The sequence below is a fragment of the uncultured Parabacteroides sp. genome (assembly GCF_905196875.1).
GTDB lineage: Bacteria > Bacteroidota > Bacteroidia > Bacteroidales > Tannerellaceae > Parabacteroides.
This window is the reverse complement of the sequence record NZ_CAJJWO010000042.1, coordinates 1-19,307: the sequence shown is the minus strand read 5'-3', so window position 1 is coordinate 19,307 and position 19,307 is coordinate 1. Positions and strand designations below refer to the sequence as shown.

At 48.3% G+C, this 19,307-nt stretch carries 13 protein-coding genes and 1 pseudogene; 11 read left to right on the top strand and 3 right to left on the bottom strand.

From position 1 onward, the window contains the following. The first annotated feature begins 15 nt into the window (after positions 1-15). The 10 genes and pseudogenes from QZ076_RS14210 (at position 16) to QZ076_RS14165 (ending at position 12,661) form a co-directional block, all read left to right on the top strand. A complete protein-coding gene (locus tag QZ076_RS14210) occupies positions 16-1,728 on the top strand; it encodes a RagB/SusD family nutrient uptake outer membrane protein (protein ID WP_293714055.1) in 1,713 nt (570 codons plus the stop codon). A 407-nt stretch (positions 1,729-2,135) separates the two neighbouring features. Beyond that, a complete protein-coding gene (gene dapF / locus QZ076_RS14205; protein WP_293714052.1) occupies positions 2,136-2,945 on the top strand; it encodes a diaminopimelate epimerase in 810 nt (269 codons plus the stop codon). A 57-nt stretch (positions 2,946-3,002) separates the two neighbouring features. Continuing rightward, positions 3,003-4,229, top strand: coding sequence for an LL-diaminopimelate aminotransferase (locus QZ076_RS14200; RefSeq protein ID WP_293714050.1), 1,227 nt, complete (start codon positions 3,003-3,005; stop codon positions 4,227-4,229). 464 nt (positions 4,230-4,693) lie between these two features. Then, a complete protein-coding gene (locus QZ076_RS14195) occupies positions 4,694-5,050 on the top strand; it encodes a P-II family nitrogen regulator (RefSeq protein ID WP_293714048.1) in 357 nt (118 codons plus the stop codon). Between the two features lie 167 nt (positions 5,051-5,217). Beyond that, positions 5,218-6,471, top strand: a pseudogene (locus tag QZ076_RS14190) (ammonium transporter); the annotation flags it as partial. A gap of 175 nt (positions 6,472-6,646) precedes the next feature. Further along, positions 6,647-7,681 carry an aspartate--ammonia ligase gene (gene asnA / locus QZ076_RS14185; RefSeq protein ID WP_293714046.1) on the top strand — a complete coding sequence of 345 codons (1,035 nt, stop codon included), beginning with the start codon at positions 6,647-6,649 and terminating at the stop codon, positions 7,679-7,681. Positions 7,682-7,771: 90 nt separating this feature from the next. Next, a complete protein-coding gene (locus QZ076_RS14180) occupies positions 7,772-9,958 on the top strand; it encodes a glutamine synthetase III (protein ID WP_293714044.1) in 2,187 nt (728 codons plus the stop codon). A gap of 190 nt (positions 9,959-10,148) precedes the next feature. Continuing rightward, positions 10,149-10,418, top strand: coding sequence for a hypothetical protein (locus QZ076_RS14175; RefSeq protein WP_293714042.1), 270 nt, complete (start codon positions 10,149-10,151; stop codon positions 10,416-10,418). Further along, positions 10,397-10,720 (top strand): type II toxin-antitoxin system RelE/ParE family toxin, encoded by a 324-nt coding sequence (locus QZ076_RS14170; RefSeq protein WP_293714040.1) that lies wholly within the window; start codon positions 10,397-10,399, stop codon positions 10,718-10,720. The genes QZ076_RS14175 and QZ076_RS14170 overlap by 22 nt, the downstream gene beginning before the upstream one ends. Before the next feature lie 12 nt (positions 10,721-10,732). Next, positions 10,733-12,661 (top strand): NAD(+) synthase, encoded by a 1,929-nt coding sequence (locus tag QZ076_RS14165; protein WP_293714038.1) that lies wholly within the window; start codon positions 10,733-10,735, stop codon positions 12,659-12,661. 150 nt (positions 12,662-12,811) lie between these two features. Here the strand turns inward: QZ076_RS14165 and QZ076_RS14160 are convergent, their stop codons facing one another. The 3 genes from QZ076_RS14160 to QZ076_RS14150 all read right to left on the bottom strand — a co-directional run bounded on the left by QZ076_RS14160 (position 12,812) and on the right by QZ076_RS14150 (position 17,214). Continuing rightward, positions 12,812-14,215, bottom strand: coding sequence for a Gfo/Idh/MocA family oxidoreductase (locus QZ076_RS14160; protein WP_293714036.1), 1,404 nt, complete (start codon positions 14,213-14,215; stop codon positions 12,812-12,814). Between the two features lie 98 nt (positions 14,216-14,313). Then, positions 14,314-15,834, bottom strand: coding sequence for a sulfatase-like hydrolase/transferase (locus QZ076_RS14155; RefSeq protein ID WP_293714034.1), 1,521 nt, complete (start codon positions 15,832-15,834; stop codon positions 14,314-14,316). A 93-nt stretch (positions 15,835-15,927) separates the two neighbouring features. Beyond that, entirely contained in the window at positions 15,928-17,214 is a 1,287-nt protein-coding gene (locus QZ076_RS14150) for a DEAD/DEAH box helicase (RefSeq protein WP_293714032.1), read from the bottom strand. Positions 17,215-17,391: 177 nt separating this feature from the next. Between QZ076_RS14150 and recQ the strand changes: the two genes are divergently transcribed. Continuing rightward, complete coding sequence (gene recQ / locus QZ076_RS14145; RefSeq protein WP_293714091.1) at positions 17,392-19,227, top strand: DNA helicase RecQ; 1,836 nt, start codon at positions 17,392-17,394, stop codon at positions 19,225-19,227. Positions 19,228-19,307 lie beyond the last annotated feature (80 nt).

Sequence of the window (19,307 nt, the reverse complement as noted above, 5' to 3'; positions counted from 1 at the left end):
TTTGAGTAATTCGATATGAAAAAGATATTTATTACATGCGCAACTATTCTGGCATTACTTTCTTCCTGTTCCAGCATATTGGATAAAGAAGATCTGAGCTCCATCTCAGAAGAACAGGTTTGGGGAGACGAAACCCTGACTACCGCTTTTTTGAACGCATTATATATTTCTATCCCCAGCTGGGATCCAGCCCTTGCCGATGCCAGCGATGAAGCAACAGGAGGCGGAGGCTGGACAAACGGAACAACTACTCCTGATAATATGAGCAAAGCCGGGGATGATAAACCCAGCTGGGATTCAGCACCAACCTGGTATTGGCCCTACAAAGATATCCGTAATTGCAACATTTTTATACAGAATGCACAAAATACGGACCTTTGTACAATCGACCGGAAGTTGGCGGATCGTCTGAGTGCTGAAGCTCGCTTCATCCGTGCGTATGTCTATTTCGAGATGGTAAAACGTTACGGAGGTGTTCCTCTGATCACAACCCCGCAGGCATTGGCAGACGACCTCTACGTAAAACGCGCTTCCACCAAAGATTGTTTTGATTTCATTATCAGCGAACTGAAAGCTTGTACCGAAAGTCTGCCCGATTCTTACTCTGGTGAAAATCTGGGACGTGCAACAAAAGGAGCAGCTAAAGGGCTTCTCGGTCGTGTTCTTTTATTCCGTGCCAGTCCGCAATTCAACCCGAACAAGAATAGCGAACATTGGCAGACGGCTTATGATTACAACAAAGAAACGCTTAATTATCTGATTGGTCAGGGACACGTACTTTATAGTGATTATGGAAAATTGTTCCTGGAAGAAATGAATCAGGAAGTGATCTTCTCTATCCGCTACGAAAACCCGACACGCACGCATACCAGAGACGCAAGGGTTCGTCCGATCACATTCTCTATGAATAATTCCGGAGGTGATCATCCTACTCAGGAAGTGATCGACCGTTTCCCTACTATAGATGGAAAAACGTATACCTATGCCGACTGGGAAAAAGACGGAAGCAATGACATCTTTACCTTATGGAAGAATCGCGACAAGCGTTTCTATGCAACAGTAGTATATCAGGGTATTACTTATTTCAATACCGTTATGGAACTGAATGAAAATGCACAAAACGATTATGCTTACGGTAAAAACGTAGGTTCCAAAACTGGTTATTACTCAAAGAAAGGTATCGATGAAAGTATTTCCATTTCCGATTGTCAGAAATCCGGAACCGACTATATCGATATCCGCCTGGCAGAAGTGATGCTGAACTATGCAGAGGCCGCCGTTGAAGTGGGTAAACTAAGTGAAGCATTCGATGTTCTGAAACAAATTCGTGAACGTGCAGGTATCAATGAGACAAGCTCCGACCCTGAACTGAAAGGCATGCTTTACGGATTAAACCCGAACATGAATCAGGATGAAATGCGTGAAGCAGTACGTGAAGAACGTTTCATCGAGTTGTTGTTCGAACAGAAACGTATGTGGGATATGCGTCGCTGGATGATCTACGACAAGCTTATGACAGGCCAGGACAAACGTCATGCACTGGTGATGAATAAACAAGCCGACGGTAGCTACAAAACATATTTGTTCGATCGTGACAATACGCCGATGATTGCCAATACAAATATGTATTTCCTGCCGATGAAACGTAGCGAATTAAGCAATAACCCCAACCTGGAACAAACAAAAGGATGGGAAAACGGTACATTCGACCCACAAGCAGGATTATAAATAGCCTTTCCAATAGCTAAATAAATAAGACGGGAGTTAAGAGTTATCTTTTAACTCCCGTCTTTTTTACAAATAGACGCCATTTTGAACGATTCACTTACTTTTCGTTCACAATGACGCCTATTTCATCTATTCCTTTTGACAAATAGTCACTCTTATTTGAAATAACAAGTGCCATTTTAACGATATTTCAACAAGTTTCCACTTACACCAACTTACAATATAGTTCTATTATCTGTTATATAGTTATAAATCATAACAAACAAAGGGATTATTTAAACAATTTATCACCACACATGATTTTATAGAACATTTAGATGCGTTTATCATATATAAAATATCAAAACGTCGTATATTTGCATAGTAATAAAACAAAAGGAAACAATTATAGGAGTAAAAGAAACTAAATGACAAATCCAATTAGATTCACAAAGATGCACGGAGCCGGAAACGACTACATATACGTAAACTCGATGGCTTATCCGCTGGAAAATCCGGAAGAGCTGGCCATTCAATTGAGCGCGCCGCATACAGGTATCGGATCGGATGGATTAGTTTTAATCGGTTCATCGGAAAAAGCCGATTTCAGCATGCGGATATTCAATGCCGACGGTTCCGAAGCCATGATGTGCGGAAATGCTTCCCGCTGTATAGGTAAATATGTTTATGAGGCAGGGCTGACCGATAAGGAGACAGTCACACTGGAAACATTATCAGGTATCAAGATTCTCCAACTAGCGGTCTCCAATGGCACCGTAACCGAAGTAACGGTCGACATGGGAACACCGGAAATAATCGAGTCATCCGTTGAGTTGGAAGCCAGCGGACAAATTTACACTGGTACCATCATATCGATGGGAAACCCTCACTTGGTTATTTTTGTTAATAATATAAACGATATCGACTTACCGGCTATCGGACCTAAGCTGGAATCTCATCCCCTTTTCCCCGACCGGACGAATGTAGAGTTTGTACAGGTTTTGAAAGACGATGAAGTCCGGATGCGTGTATGGGAACGGGGATCAGGGATCACCCAGGCCTGTGGAACAGGAGCTTGTGCAACAGCTGTTGCAGGAGTCGTATGCGGTAAGACCCAACGTAAAACGAAAGTGATCATGGACGGCGGCCCGCTCACCATCCGCTGGGATAAAGACAGTGGAAAAGTCTATATGACCGGAGGAGCAGTCACCGTATTTGAAGGGACAATAGAGGTATAACAAAAGGGTAGACAAAACAGCCCTAGCAAGACAACAACATAAAACAAAAGAACGAATATGGCACTGATTAACGAACATTTCCTGAAACTGCAAAACAGTTACCTGTTTTCCGACATTGCGAAAAAGGTAAACAGTTTCAAGGTAACACACCCGAAAGACAAAATAATCCGTATGGGAATCGGTGATGTAACACAACCGCTGGCTCCCGCCGTGATCGAAGCGATGCATAAAGCCGTCGACGATCTGGCAACCACGGAAAACTTCCACGGCTACGGCCCCGAACAAGGATACAGCTTCCTGATCGACGCCATCATCAAGAACGATTATGCCAGCCGCGGCGTATTTCTGGAACCGGGAGAAGTGTTTGTCAGCGATGGTGCCAAGAGCGATTGTGGTAATATAGGCGATATTCTTCGCCACGATAACAGTATCGGGGTACTCGATCCGGTCTACCCCGTATATATAGACTCCAACGTCATGAGTGGACGTACCGGAGTACTGGAAAACGGCAAATGGAGCGACGTCGTTTACATTCCCTGCACGGAAGCAAACAACTTCAATCCCGAACTGCCGGCCCGCAGGGTAGACATCCTCTATCTCTGTTACCCGAATAACCCGACAGGCACGACCCTGACAAAAGACGAGTTGAAGAAATGGGTAAACTATGCGTTGGCTAACGACGTCCTGATCATGTACGACTCGGCCTACGAGGCTTATATACAGAATCCGGACATCCCCCACTCGATCTATGAGATCAAAGGGGCGAAAAAGGTAGCCATCGAATTCCGCAGTTTCTCGAAGACAGCGGGTTTCACCGGAGTACGTTGCGGATATACGGTTGTCCCTAAAGAGCTCAACGGCTTCACGCTGGGAGGCGAACGGGTTCAGTTGAACAAACTCTGGAACCGCCGCCAAACAACCAAATTCAACGGGACCAGCTACATTACCCAGCGGGGTGCCGAAGCGGTCTACTCTCCGGAAGGAAAAGAGCAAGTAAAGAAAACGATCAATTACTATATGACTAATGCACGTATTATGAGAGAGGCACTCCAGGGATGCGGCTTGCAGGTGTGGGGCGGCGAGAATGCTCCCTACCTCTGGGTAAAGGCACCTAAAGGTCTCACCTCCTGGAAATTCTTTGATAAACTGTTGTACGAAGTCAACATCGTTGGAACACCGGGCGTAGGATTCGGCCCGAGTGGCGAAGGTTATCTGAGACTCACTGCCTTTGGCGACAGGGACGACACTTTGGAAGCTATGGCCAGGCTGAAGAAGTGGCTCTAAACAGAGTCAACGTTTCTCTGATCGATAAAGACGCAGCGGAAAAGCGCATCCCGCTTCGTTGCCAATAAGGCTTCTATTAGGTTAAACAAAAAGAGAAACATTATGAAAACAAAGACTTTCAGGCAGCCGACATTGGCTGCTACGGCTCTACTTATGTCTTTTACGACCTTTGCACAAGAGGAAAAACAAGTTTGAAATCGCGCCGGCTGCCGACCTCGTCAGCAGTTACGTATGGCGCGGAGTGTTTTTAGTTTTCGGAATCAGTATAAAGTAATAAGAGGTATTAGTAACATACTGGTTTAGGTTATCAAATAAAAAGGACCGTATAGAGAAGCCGGCCGCAATTATTGATTTTATAGAATGTTATACCACAATACCAAACCCCGACTATGGCGGGCAACTCTATACACCTTTTTGTATCAAGTATTAATCGGGCAGAGCAATCGCCCTAATTCTTTAAGGTTATGAAAAAGATTGAAGCTATTATTCGTAAGACCAAGTTCGAAGAGGTGAAGGAAGCACTTCTCGAAGCAGACATCGAATGGTTCTCTTACTACGATGTAAGAGGTGTAGGCAAGGCCCGCCAGGGACGTATCTACCGTGGCGTCGTCTACGACACCAGTTCTATCGAACGCATCCTCATCTCTATCGTGGTACGCGACAAGAACGTAGAAAAAACAATACAGGCCGTCATCAGCGCCGCACAAACGGGTGAGATCGGCGACGGACGCATCTTCGTCATCCCGGTGGAAGACTCCATCCGTATCCGTACCGGCGAACGGGGCGACATCGCCCTCTACAATGCCGAAAAGGAAAAGTAAATAATGTGCCAATAGGAGAATGTGGCGCTTCGCTAAATATGCCAATTCAAGTAATTGGCAAATTAACAAATTACTCAATCAGCCTATAAGCTATTCGTCTATTGCTTCATTGGCATATTGGCAAATTAGCAAATTGGCAAATTATTACAATTATGGACACTACATATACAATTACAGACTTAGCATTATCGCTCGATACCGTATGGATGCTGCTTGCAGCCATGTTAGTATTCTTCATGCAGCCGGGATTCGCTCTGGTGGAGGCCGGCTTCACCCGTACCAAGAACACCGCCAACATATTGATGAAGAACCTGCTCGACTTCTCGCTCGGCTCGCTGCTGTTCTGGGGCGTCGGCTTCGGAGTCATGTTCGGTGCAGGCGGGTTTATCGGGATGCCGCACCTCTTCAACCTTAGTTTTTATCAGTCGGAATTACCTGTCGAAGGCTTCCTGATCTTCCAGACCGTGTTCTGCGCAACGGCCGCCACCATCGTATCGGGAGCCATGGCAGAGCGCACCAAGTTCTCGATGTACCTCGCCTATACGGTGCTGATCAGTGTCTTGATCTACCCTGTCAGCGGTCACTGGACCTGGGGCGGCGGCTGGCTGATGAACGGCGAACCAGGTAGTTTTATGATGAATACCTTCGGAACGACTTTCCACGACTTCGCCGGATCGACCGTCGTGCATTCTGTCGGCGGATGGGTCGCCCTGGTCGGTGCCGCCATCATCGGACCGCGTATCGGCAAGTACGGCAAAGACCGGAAATCGCGTGCCATACCCGGTCATAACCTGACCATCGCCTGCCTCGGGGTCTTCATCCTCTGGTTCGGCTGGTTCGGTTTCAACCCCGGATCGCAACTGGCAGCCGCCGGCGAAGGCAACCGCCAGGCCATCTCCCATGTATTCCTGACCACCAACCTGGCAGCCTGTGCCGGCGGATTCTTCTCGCTGATCGTTGCCTGGATGAAATATAAGAAACCGTCGTTATCGCTCACCCTGAACGGGGTACTGGCCGGACTGGTCGGCATCACGGCCGGTTGCGATCTGGTATCGCCCGTCGGAGCCGCCCTGATCGGTGCCATCTGCGGTACGGTAATGATATTTGCTGTCGACTTTATCGACCATGTCCTTAAAATAGACGACCCGGTCGGCGCCTCATCGGTACACGGTGTCTGCGGATTCCTCGGAACCGTCCTGACCGGATTGTTCGCCACCGGAGAAGGGCTCTTCTACATCGGTAGCGCCAACTTCCTGTTGGCACAGCTTTTCGGAGCCATCGTAGTAGGTTGCTGGGCGGCTGGAATGGGATTCGTGGTCTTCAAAGGACTCGATATCGTACATGGCCTCCGTGTCCCTGCCCGTGTAGAGGAAGAAGGGCTCGACATCTACGAGCATGGTGAGACGGCATACAACAGCTAGAAAGATAGTACCGCATCCGGGTGCGGCTATTTACCGCATCAAGATGCAGCTATAAACCGCATCAGGATACGGCATACAACTGCATCGGGATGCGGTAATATAACATCAGGGAAGGGAGGATACCGCTCTCCTCCCGTATAAACAAAGACAATCAACATTTTAAACTATATACACTATGTCACTGATTATTCCTAAAGATTACAAACAGACGCTTACGCCGGAGACAACCGAGCAAGCGATCCAGCTACTAAAGTCCAGTTTCCAGGAGAAACTATCGAAGTCATTGAACCTGCGTCGGGTAACGGCCCCGCTCTTCGTCCTTTCGGGCACCGGAATTAACGACGACCTGAACGGGGTAGAACGCCCCGTCACCTTCCCTATCCATTGTATGGGCGACCGCCGGGCCGAAGTGGTTCACTCGCTCGCCAAATGGAAACGGATGAAGCTGGCCGCTTACCGTATCCCCGCCGGATATGGCCTTTATACAGATATGAATGCCATCCGCGGCGACGAAGACCTCGACAATCTTCACTCCCTCTACGTCGATCAATGGGACTGGGAAAAGACTATCCGCCCGGAAGACCGTAACCTGGATTACCTGAAACGCACCGTACGTTCGATCTATGTGATACTGAAAGAAATCGAGGAGATGGTTTACAACCAATATCCCCACATCACGCCTTCCCTGCCGGACAGCATTACATTCATCCATTCGGAGGAATTACAAAAGATGTACCCGGGCACTCCTCCCCGTGAACGCGAGAACAAAGCCGCCGAGAAATTCGGGGCCATTTTCGTAATCGGTATCGGCGGCGAACTGCTCAATGGCGAGAAACATGACGGACGCGCACCGGATTATGACGACTGGAGCACGGTCAACTCCGACGGCTTCAACGGTCTGAACGGTGATATCATCCTCTGGAACGACGTACTGGGTTGTGCCTTCGAACTTTCGTCGATGGGTATCCGTGTCGACAAAGAAGCCCTGCAACGCCAGTTGAAGGAACGCGGATGTCCCGAACGTGCCGGACTGGAGTTTCACAAAATGTTGCTGGAAGGCCAACTACCCCAGTCGATCGGCGGCGGTATCGGACAGAGCCGTCTCTGCATGTTCTTCCTCCGCAAAGCGCATATCGGAGAGGTACAGGCTTCGATCTGGCCGACCGACCAGGCTGACATATGTAAGCAGAACAATATCATCTTGTTATGATAAACAAAAAGTAACTGTTTCCCCTCTCGAGAGGGGAAAGTTACCCTCAGATATAAATAAAAACAAACACTTACTATAAAATCAGGTATTATGTCAAAGTTAAGATTCAGAGTAGTAGAGTCGGCCTTCAAGAAAAGAGCCGCAGAAGTAGCCGAGCCGGCCGAACGTCCGTCGGAATATTTCGCAAAGAACGTGTTCAACCGCGAGAAGATGTTCAGATATCTTCCTGAGAAAGCCTATACAAAACTAGTCGATTGTATCGACAACGGTGCCCTGCTCGACCGCGAAACCGCCGATGCAGTAGCCGCCGGCATGAAGAAATGGGCTATCGAAATGGGTGCAACCCACTACACCCACTGGTTCCATCCGTTGACAGAAGGTACGGCCGAAAAGCACGACGCCTTTGTGGAACACGACGGCAAAGGCGGAATGGTGGAAGAGTTTTCAGGAAAACTATTGATCCAGCAGGAACCGGATGCATCCAGCTTCCCGAACGGCGGTATCCGCAATACTTTCGAGGCGCGCGGTTACTCTGCCTGGGACCCTTCGTCGCCTGCTTTCATCGTTGGCGACACCCTCTGCATCCCGACGATCTTCATCGCTTATACTGGTGAGTCGCTCGACTATAAGGCTCCGTTGCTGAAGGCGTTGGAAGCCGTCAACAAAGCGGCGGTCGATGTATGCCATTACTTCAATCCGGACGTGAAGAAAGTCTATTCTTACTTGGGCTGGGAACAGGAATACTTCCTGGTGGACGAAGGCCTCTATGCCGCCCGTCCCGACCTGCTGCTTAGCGGGCGTACCCTGATGGGACACGAGAGCAGCAAGAACCAACAGCTGGAGGACCATTACTTCGGGGCCATCCCCACCCGCGTCATGGAATTCATGAAAGAATTAGAGATAGAAGCCCTCAAACTGGGTATTCCATTGAAAACCCGCCACAACGAAGTTGCTCCAAACCAGTTTGAGCTGGCTCCTATCTTCGAAGAATGCAACCTGGCCAACGACCATAACCTGCTGGTGATGGCGTTGATGCGCAAACTCTCCCGCAAGCATGGCTTCCGCATCCTGTTGCACGAAAAACCATTCAAAGGCGTCAACGGATCGGGAAAGCACAACAACTGGTCGCTGGGCACCGACACCGGTATCGGCCTGATGGGCCCGGGCAAGACACCGGAAGACAACCTGCGCTTTATCACCTTCGTAGTCAATGTGCTGATGGCCGTTTACCGTCATAACGGATTGCTGAAAGCGAGTATCTCTTCGGCTACCAACGCTCACCGTCTGGGAGCCAACGAGGCACCTCCCGCTATCATATCCAGCTTCCTCGGCACCCAGCTTTCACAGGTACTCGACCACCTCGAAAAGAGCGAACCCGAAGACCTTATGCTGGCCGGCAAACAGGGTATGAAGCTCGACATCGCCCGTATCCCCGAGCTGCTGATCGATAACACCGATCGCAACCGCACCTCTCCTTTTGCCTTCACCGGCAACCGTTTCGAGTTCCGTGCCGTTGGTTCCGAGGCCAATTGTGCTTCCGCTATGCTGGCCTTAAATGCCGCCGTAGCCGAGCAGTTGAAGCTATTCAAAGCTGAAGTAGATGCGAAGATCGCCGGCGGTAAAGAAACGTTCGCCGCCATCCTGGAAGTGCTCCGTAAGGACATCAAGACCTGCAAAGCCATCCACTTCGACGGCAATGGCTATAGCGACGAGTGGAAAGCCGAAGCTCTGCGCCGTGGCCTCGATTGCGAAACAAGCGTACCGCTGATCTTCGACAACTATCTGAAGGAAAGCAGTATCCAAATGTTCGAATCGACCGGCGTCATGAGCCGCAAGGAGCTGGAAGCCCGCAACGAGGTGAAATGGGAGACCTACACCAAGAAGATCCAGATCGAAGCCCGCGTACTGGGCGACCTGGCGATGAACCATATCATCCCGATGGCTACCCGCTACCAGACTTCCCTGATCGACAACGTCTACAAGATGAAAGACCTGTTCCCGGCCGACAAAGCTTCCGTCCTCTCCTCCCGTAACCTGGAGATCATCGAAGACATCGCCTGTCGCACCAACTTCATCAAAGAGAAAGTCGACGAAATGATCGAGGCCCGCAAAGTCGCCAACAAGATCGAAAGCGAACGCGAGAAGGCAATCGCCTACCATGATACCATTGTCCCGATGTTGGAAGAGATCCGCTACCACATCGACAAACTGGAACTGGTGGTAGACGACCAGATGTGGACATTGCCGAAGTACCGCGAATTATTGTTTATCCGTTAAAACCACACATTCTTTATTTGAGCCGGGACCTCCCCATTGAGTCCCGGCTCTTCATTTCAGACAGTAGTTTTTTGTTGATTGTTTTGTGTTTACAAGGGAAGCATGCTGTGAAGTATAGCTTCCCTTCTTTCATATTCCCCGAGAAATACATACCTTTGACCCATCATTATATAAGAAAGGAGTTTACGTTATGACGGCAATGGAATTACAACAATGGAAACAAAACTTCATTCGCAACTATCTGGACGAGATAGATAGTCTGGAAATGATGGAGAAACTGGAAAAGTGCACAAAGCGAATACTGAATAAAAAAGCAACCGTTTTGTCCCCTATTGCGTTTAGTATCGAGGAAGCCAACAAAGAGATTGACCTGGCAGAACAAGAACTAAGTGAAGGCAAAGGTATCAAGGAACCCGAAATGCATCAATTCTTTGAAGAATGGAAAAGGAAGTTGAAGTAATTTGGGCACCACGTGCACAAAAACAAGCAGATTTAGCCATCACCTATTGTCTGAAACAATTCGGAAAGAAAACGGCATATCAGTTTGCCAGCAAATTGGATAAAGATAATATACGTATTAAGAATAATCCGTTCATCGGATTTCCCGAACCTCTTTTGGCGAACAGGACAAAGCAATATCGCTCTTTAATTGAAGGATATTACAAACTCGTCTACACCATAGAAAACGATCATTTAATACAAATTGTTTTACTATGGGATTGCCGACAAGACCCCGATAAACTCAAACAATCTATCCAATAAATATAAACTCATATGAACTACGGATTCGTAAAAGTAGCAGCAGCCGTCCCCCACGTACAGGTGGCAGACTGTTTTTATAATATTCAGCAGATAGAAGGCCTGATGCGCAAGGCCTCGGACAAAGGTGTACAAATCATCGCCTTCCCCGAAATGTCGGTTACGGCTTATACCTGCCTGGATTTGTTCTCTCAACAAACGTTGCTGAAGAATGCGGAACAAGCCTTGTTGACGCTGGTCGGCAACACCGCCGATCTGAACCTGCTTACCATCGTCGGTGCCCCGTTGGTTACGGAAAACAGGCTGATCAACGCCGCTATCACTTTTCAGAGCGGGAAGATACTCGGAGTCGTTCCGAAAACATATATCCCCAACTACAAAGAATTTCAGGAGAAACGCTGGTTCACTTCCGCCACGGAGTTACAGGATGACACGATCCGGATCGGGAATAACAATTATCCTTTGAATAGCCACTTGTTGTTCACCTCCGGACAGGTTGCCGTCGGCATCGAGATATGCGAAGACCTGTGGGTTCCCGTCCCCCCCAGCTCCCTGCTGGCAATGGAAGGAGCGAATATCCTTGTCAATATATCCGCCAGCAACGAACTGATCGGAAAACATCATTACCTGCGTTCGCTCATCTGCCAGCAATCCGCCCGTTGTATGGCCGGATATGTATATGCCTCCGCCGGGTTCGGCGAGTCGAGCACCGACCTGATTTTTGCCGGTAACGGTATCATTGCCGAGAACGGCAACTTGCTGGAAGAGTCTCCCCGTTTCACCATGCAGGAGCAACTCACCATCAGCGAAATAGACATCGAGAACCTGCAGAACGACCGTCAGGTAAATACAAGTTTCATGCACGGAACATCCGTACTTCCGACCAATGCAACCACCCGGATCCCCTTCTCCCTGTCCGAAGGTTGCGAAGGGCAGGCATTGACCCGTCCGATCGACCCTCATCCGTTCGTTCCATCCGGTGATGCCCTGAAAGAGCGTTGCGAAGAAATATTCCAGATACAGGTAGCCGGACTTGCAAAACGATTGGTTCATACCCATTCTAAAACGGCAATAGTCGGTATCTCCGGCGGTCTCGACTCTACCCTGGCCCTGCTCGTTACCGTCATGACCTTCGATGCACTCAGCCTCCCCCGCAACCAGATACTCGGTATCACCATGCCGGGCTTCGGAACTACCGACCGCACTTATACCAACGCCTGCGACCTGATCCGCGCGCTGGGTGTCACCCTGAAAGAGATCTCTATAAAGGAAGCCTGCCTCCAGCATTTTAAAGATATCGATCACGCCCCATCCGTCCACGACGTAACTTACGAGAACAGCCAGGCACGCGAACGTACCCAAATCCTGATGGACGTAGCCAACCAGGCGAACGGCCTGGTAATCGGTACCGGCGATCTTTCGGAACTGGCCCTGGGTTGGGCCACTTACAACGGCGACCACATGTCGATGTACGGCGTAAACGGAAGTATCCCTAAAACCCTCGTTAAATACCTGGTAGAATGGGTTGCCAATAACCGGGTAGACGAAGCCTCACGTGCCACCCTGCTGGATATCGTGGATACCCCCATCAGCCCGGAACTGATCCCGGCAGATGAAAACGGAAATATCAAACAAAAGACGGAAGACCTCGTGGGCCCCTATGAACTACACGATTTCTTCCTATACCATTATCTCCGTTACGGTAGCTCTCCATCTAAAATATATTATCTGGCACAGAAAGCCTTTGGAGATTGTTATGACAAGGAAGTAATAAAGAAGTGGCTTCACACCTTCTTCCGCCGTTTCTTCCAGCAACAATTCAAACGTAGTTGCCTGCCCGACGGGCCGAAAGTCGGTTCCGTCAGCCTCTCCCCACGAGGCGACTGGCGTATGCCGAGCGATGCGATGGCGACGCTTTGGCTGAAGGAGATAGAAGGGTTGTAATATAAAACCATATAAAACAGGTGTTATATTGGTTCATATCTTTCTATTGCATGACATCTCCCTCAATCAAATTTACCATTATAGAAAAAAGGAAAAGCGACTACCGGGAATCCGATAGCCGCCTTTTCTTTTTTATTGCTTACTTATTAATTATAGACCGAACTCCGGTTTACGATGAATCCATTGTCCGCGAGTGAAGTCGGGGAAGTCAACCAATGCACCGCCACGGGCGATAGACATTTCAGACAAACCGGAGATAGCACTCCATGCGGCGGCATCATAGCAATCCATTGGAGCCGGACGTTTGTTCTTGATGCGGTCGATCAGGTCGTACATCATGATAAAGTCCATACCACCGTGGCCGGCTTCTTTTGCCTGAGCATCCAATTGAGCCCACAACTTGTGGTCGTATTTCTTAAACCATTCTTCAGAGTCATCCCAACGGTGAGGTTTAGACTGGTTCTCAACATAAACATGATCGCCATCGTTCATCCACAAGCCTTCTGTTCCTTGAATACGAAATCCCAAAGAGTAAGGACGAGGAGAGTTTGTATCATGGGTTACGATGATTGTCTGTCCGTTTGCACATTTAATCATAGAAGTTACAATATCACCCAGATTAAAGCGAACTTTAGCCAACGGATGGTTTTCACCACCATTGTCTACGATAAACTTATGCAATCCACGAGACTGAGTTGCCATAGCGGAAAGAGAAAGGAAACGGTTACCACGGTTGATATCCATACAGTTTGCAACCGGTCCGATACCATGAGTCGGGTAAACATCCCCATTACGAGTTACAGAGTGCTGTGTACGCCACTGAGCTTCTGCAAAAGCAGTCGGCCCCATACGCAGTTCGCCCCCCTTCTGGTAAGTGTAGTTTTTACCGTCATTGAACTTCACGTCACGCAAGTCATGTTCGTAACCGCAACCGCCATGCAACAATTCACCGAACAGGCCTTCACGAACCATGTTCAATGCCGCCATACAATCACGACGATAGCACACATTTTCCATGATGTTCAGATGGCTTCCTGTAGCTTCCGATACATTCACCAGATCCCAGCATTCTTCCAACGTATTGGCGGCAGAAACTTCCACGCCTACGTAAGGAACACCGGCTTTCATAGCCGCAACCGACATCGGTACGTGCCATTCCCACGGGCTGGCGATGATAACGCAATCGAATTCTTCGTTATTCAACATCTTTTCGAATTCGCGTTCGCCACCTTTATACACTTTCGGAGCGTCGACGTTAAACTTAGCGATGTGTTTCAGCGTACGATCGATAGGCCCCTGCTGGATGTCGCAAATGGCAACGATCTTATTACCGGGAATAGCCAACACATTGTTGATGTGTTCATGACAACGCGAACCGGTTCCGATAAAACCGAAACGTAGTTTGCCATCATCTTTTCCGGCTGTTTTTTTCTTCTGAGGTTCGGGAGAACCTGTCACTGTTGTAGCAGAGGCATTGCCTGCCATAGCTAGTCCGGCCGCGCCAACTCCGGCAACGGTCATTTTCTTTAGAAAGGAACGACGAGTGTTTTCCATGTTCTTTATTAGTATTTCTTTGTTAAGTGGGCAAATTTATAACAATTTATCAACTTCTCAAATATGTTTAGACAAAAAGAATCAATCAAATTTATCGATCAATAATTTGTAATCTTTCCGGTTTCTCTTTTCAGCTTCTCGAAGGTCATCATCATCTGACGCAAACGCTTCGGTTCCTTCTCAGCCAGGTTATGATCCTGCCCGACATCCTCCTTTATATTGTATAACTGATAACAATTACCAAGGCCCGAGAAACCAACCCCGTCAGGATCATCATAATAGGCGGGATAAGGCGGAATCATCACCCAATCTCCCTGATGAAGTGCATAATTAAAATAACCTTCCGTCACCAACTCCTTACGTCCCTCTTTGCTTAGCCCTAAAAAGACAGGCAAAGTATTCTGGCTATCCGTTTTATCCGAATACGTCTGCCCTGTCAAAGCAGCCAAAGAAGCCAATAGATCCATCTGGCAAATCAATGCATCGGATACACCGGGCTTAACGACGGCCGGCCAACGCAACAGGAACGGGATACAAGTACCTCCGGCATAGAGGCTGGTCTTTCCTCCACGATAAGGACCGGCCATCTTATGATCGCCCACCATTTCAACCGCCTGATCCTGATAACCGTCGTCCAGAACAGGGCCGTTGTCACTGGTAACAATAACCAATGTATTTTCCGTCAAGCCCTGTTTATCCAATTCTTTCAGAAACTCGGTCACACACCAGTCTGCCTCCAGAATAACATCGCCACGAGGGCCCATACCCGACTTACCGACAAACTTCTGATTCGGCACACGGGGCACATGCGGCTGATGCAACCCATAATAGAGGAAGAAAGGTTTGTCTTTATGATCCTTTACGAATCCTTTCGCCTTTTCAAGGAAAAGCTCGGCCATCTCTTCATCCTTCCATTGCGCAGCTCTACCGCCCTTCTGGAAACCGATACGAGGCACACCGTTCACAATCGCCCCCGCATGTCCTACGCTCGGATGCATACGAAGCAGTTCAGGATTCTCTTTTCCGGTAGGTTCTCCGGGGAAGTTGTGTTTATAACTTACATACAACGGATCGTTCGGTTCCAGTCCGACTCCTTTCCCATTTTCAATAAAGATGCAGGGAACCCGATCGTTAGTTGCCGCCTGAATAAAAGAATAATCGTAACCGACCTCTTTCGCACCGGGATAAACCGTTTCGTTCCAGTCTACCGCCCCGTCACCCAGTCCCAGATGCCACTTACCGACCGAACCGGTTATGTAGCCGGCCTGTTTCATCACCTTCGGCAAAGTGACCTGCTGGGTGTTAATAATCAACGCGGCATTACCAGGCAGGATTTTTGCATCCCGGTTCGTCCAGGGATATAAACCTGTCAGAAGAGAATAACGGCTGGGGGTAGAAGTGGCCGCCGTGCAATATCCTTGCGTGAAACGCAATCCCTCATTAGCAATGCGATCCATCCCCGGAGTCTGAATGGAAGTAGCCCCATAGCAACTCAGATCGCCATACCCTAGATCGTCAGCTACAATAATTACGATGTTGGGCTGCCGGGTAGTCTGGGCAAAGGCATTTAATCCGGACAAGGCTCCTATTCCGGTCGCTACACATAGTAGATTTTTCATATTCATGTTTTTCATATCTAAAAATACAGGCGTTAATTGTAACAATCAACGCCTGCAAATATAATGAATCACTCGGATTTCAAAGCATATAGCTTACGGTTTCTTTTTAGCCACCTTCTGATTTCCGGTTTCCGCGCGTTTCTTATTCCGCCAATAGCTACCGTCGCGTTTGCTACCGAACATATTCCGGCGCTTGGACTCCTGTTTGATGGCTTCTTTTTTGTCGGCTACGGCCGCTTTCACTTCCGCCGTTTCGAATTCGTTTCCACCGGCAACAGGTATTTGCTTACCGATCAGCTTCTGTATATCCTTCAAATAAGGAACTTCCTCCGCATCACAAAAAGAATAAGCGACTCCGCTACGTCCTGCACGGCCTGTACGTCCGATACGGTGTACATAGGTTTCCGGTACGTTCGGCAATTCGTAGTTTATCACGTGCGAAAGATGATCCACGTCGATACCACGGGCGGCAATATCCGTTGCGATCAGTACGCGGGTGGTATGATCCTTAAAGTTGGTCAATGCGCGCTGGCGGGCCGTCTGGCTCTTGTTCCCATGAATCGCTTCCGCTCCGATATTCGCTTTAGCCAGGACACGGGCCACCTTGTCGGCCCCATGTTTTGTACGGGTAAATACCAGAACCGATTCCAAAGCAGAATCTTTCAACAAATGAGTAAGCAAACTTACTTTCTCGGCCTTTTCTACAAAATAAACCGCCTGGTCGATCTTCTCCACCGTCGATGAAGCCGGCGTGACCTCTACCTTTTGAGGTTCTACCAGGATCGTTCCGGCAAGACGTTCTATTTCGGGCGGCATGGTAGCCGAGAAAAACAACGACTGGCGTTTCTTCGGCAATAAGGGAAGGATACGCTTGATATCATGGATAAATCCCATATCCAACATACGGTCGGCCTCGTCCAACACAAAATAATCTAACGTCTTCAGGCTGATAAAGCCTTGGTTAATCAAATCCAGCAAACGCCCCGGTGTCGCGATCAATATGTCCACTCCCCGTTGCAACGCATCCGTCTGGGGCTTCTGTCCCACTCCACCGAATATAACCGTATGTTTCAGCTTAGTATATTTTCCATATGCAGAAAAACTTTCCCCGATCTGGATCGCCAACTCGCGGGTAGGCGTTAGTATCAATGCTTTGATACCACGTGCAAATCCATTCTGACGTTCATTATACAGATTTTGTAAAATAGGGATTGAAAAAGCTGCCGTCTTACCTGTTCCGGTCTGTGCACAACCTAATAAATCGTATCCATCTAAAACATTGGGAATCGCTTCTGCTTGTATAGGGGTTGGAATTGTGTATCCTTCTTCTCTGAGAGCCTTACGTATTGGCTCGATCAGTTGTAATTGTTCAAATGTCATCTAATAAAATGCTGAGCCGTCACGGCTCGTTAAATAAATAATGGGACAAAGATAGTCAAATATATCGATACCGCCTTACATTGCCTGTACATAATAATATTTCCTTCAGGAGGAAACACGCGTTCCCTGCGAAGGAAATTAGAAATTATACTATCTTTGTAAATTGATTTTTGGATGATGAAAGAGTTATTGTTGCTATTAAAGAAGTTTTTTGGGTATACTTCTTTTCGCCCGCTACAGGCGGAGATCATACAACGTATTTTGAGGAAAGAGGATTCGCTGGTGCTGATGCCTACCGGTGGAGGGAAATCGATTTGCTTCCAACTACCGGCTATTTATCTACCGGGCACGGCGGTTGTAATCTCCCCTTTGATCGCCCTGATGAAAGACCAAGTAGGCGGATTGGTGGCCAACGGGATTCCGGCCACCGCACTCAATAGTATGATGCCTGACGAAGAACGGCAACAAGTGAAACAACTCTGCATCCAGGGAAAAATCAAGCTGCTTTATATCTCCCCCGAAGGACTGGTCGGTGAACTCCACTGGTTGCTTCCCCGCATGGATATATCGTTGATAGCCATCGACGAAGCGCATTGTATCTCCCATTGGGGACACGATTTCCGGCCGGAGTACACACAACTGGCCGTGTTGAAAGAGCACTTTCCCAAAATACCGATCGTCGCCCTGACCGCAACCGCCGACAAGGTGACACGAACCGATATCGTCAACCAGCTGAATCTGCGCAATCCGGAAGTATTCGTCTCTTCTTTCGACCGCCCCAACCTCTCACTGACCATCCGCCGGGGATTGAATAAAAAGGAAAAAACAGCCGCTATCGTCCATTTTATCCATGCACACCGCAACCAAAGCGGTATCGTTTATTGCATGAGCCGGAACAGTACCGAACAGATGGCAGAAGAGTTATCTTCTTATGGAATCAAAGCCGTAGCCTATCATGCCGGACTTGCACCCGTGGTGCGCGAAAAGGCACAGGACGACTTCATCAACGACCGGGTAAACGTGGTCTGTGCAACGGTTGCTTTCGGTATGGGGATCGACAAAAGCAACGTGCGCTGGGTCGTGCATTATAATATGCCCGGAAGCATAGAGAACTATTACCAAGAGATAGGGCGCGCCGGACGGGATGGAATGAAAAGCGACACGTTGTTGTTTTATTCGGTTGGTGATCTGCTCGTACTCCGTCGTTTTGCCGAGGAAAGTGGCCAAAGGGATGTCAACTTACAAAAACTGAACCGGATGAGACGGTATTGCGAAGCCGATATTTGCCGCCGCCGCATCCTGCTGAGTTATTTCGGTGAAGAGACGGATCATGATTGCGGAAATTGCGATGTTTGTAAGAATCCCCCTCAACGCTTCGACGGTAGTATATTGGTGCAGAAAGCGCTTAGCGCCATCTTCCGGACAGGTCAGTTTGTCGGCATGAATACCCTGATCAATATTCTCCGCGGATCGGAGAAAGCAGACATCACCGAAAAGGGGTACGATAAACTAAAGACTTACGGAGCAGGGAAAGATCTGACGTATAAGGAGTGGAAAGAGTATCTGTACCAGATGCTCCAGTTGGGATATATCGAAATAGATTACGTAAATGCAGGTATATTAAAGGTAACACCGTCGGGAAGAAAAATATTGTTCGGCGAACAAAAGGCCTCACTGGCCGTCTACAAAGAAACGGAAGAAAAGGTATTCTTACGTAAGAAAGACAGCAAATTCAAATACCGCCCGATCAAACCGATACAGGCGGCTTCCGTCGAAGAGACATTGCTCGATTCGCTTCAGCAACTCCGCAAGCAGATAGCCGAACGGGAACAAACACCGGCATATATCATCTTCTCCGACGATTCTCTGGAAGATATGGTACAAAAGAAGCCCGTTACGCTGGACGAGTTCAGCGAAATACATGGTGTAGGGCAAATCAAATTGGACAAGTACGGCAAAGTATTTGTTGCACTGATACGGTTTGTGTTGAGGTTACCCAAAATAGAAAGTTGAGGCTTGAAGCTAGAAAATAATGAGTCAATGTGCCAATTTAGAATGTGAACTAAAATAAGAGGCCTCATAGGGGTGGGGGT

Coding starts and splice junctions, on each gene's coding strand:
- QZ076_RS14210 (WP_293714055.1), top strand. CDS start 16: ATGAAAAAGATATTTATTACATGCGCAACTATTCTGGCATTACTTTCT.
- dapF (WP_293714052.1), top strand. CDS start 2,136: ATGACAAATCCAATTAGATTCACAAAGATGCACGGAGCCGGAAACGAC.
- QZ076_RS14200 (WP_293714050.1), top strand. CDS start 3,003: ATGGCACTGATTAACGAACATTTCCTGAAACTGCAAAACAGTTACCTG.
- QZ076_RS14195 (WP_293714048.1), top strand. CDS start 4,694: ATGAAAAAGATTGAAGCTATTATTCGTAAGACCAAGTTCGAAGAGGTG.
- asnA (WP_293714046.1), top strand. CDS start 6,647: ATGTCACTGATTATTCCTAAAGATTACAAACAGACGCTTACGCCGGAG.
- QZ076_RS14180 (WP_293714044.1), top strand. CDS start 7,772: ATGTCAAAGTTAAGATTCAGAGTAGTAGAGTCGGCCTTCAAGAAAAGA.
- QZ076_RS14175 (WP_293714042.1), top strand. CDS start 10,149: ATGACGGCAATGGAATTACAACAATGGAAACAAAACTTCATTCGCAAC.
- QZ076_RS14170 (WP_293714040.1), top strand. CDS start 10,397: ATGGAAAAGGAAGTTGAAGTAATTTGGGCACCACGTGCACAAAAACAA.
- QZ076_RS14165 (WP_293714038.1), top strand. CDS start 10,733: ATGAACTACGGATTCGTAAAAGTAGCAGCAGCCGTCCCCCACGTACAG.
- QZ076_RS14160 (WP_293714036.1), bottom strand. CDS start 14,215: ATGGAAAACACTCGTCGTTCCTTTCTAAAGAAAATGACCGTTGCCGGA.
- QZ076_RS14155 (WP_293714034.1), bottom strand. CDS start 15,834: ATGAAAAATCTACTATGTGTAGCGACCGGAATAGGAGCCTTGTCCGGA.
- QZ076_RS14150 (WP_293714032.1), bottom strand. CDS start 17,214: ATGACATTTGAACAATTACAACTGATCGAGCCAATACGTAAGGCTCTC.
- recQ (WP_293714091.1), top strand. CDS start 17,392: ATGAAAGAGTTATTGTTGCTATTAAAGAAGTTTTTTGGGTATACTTCT.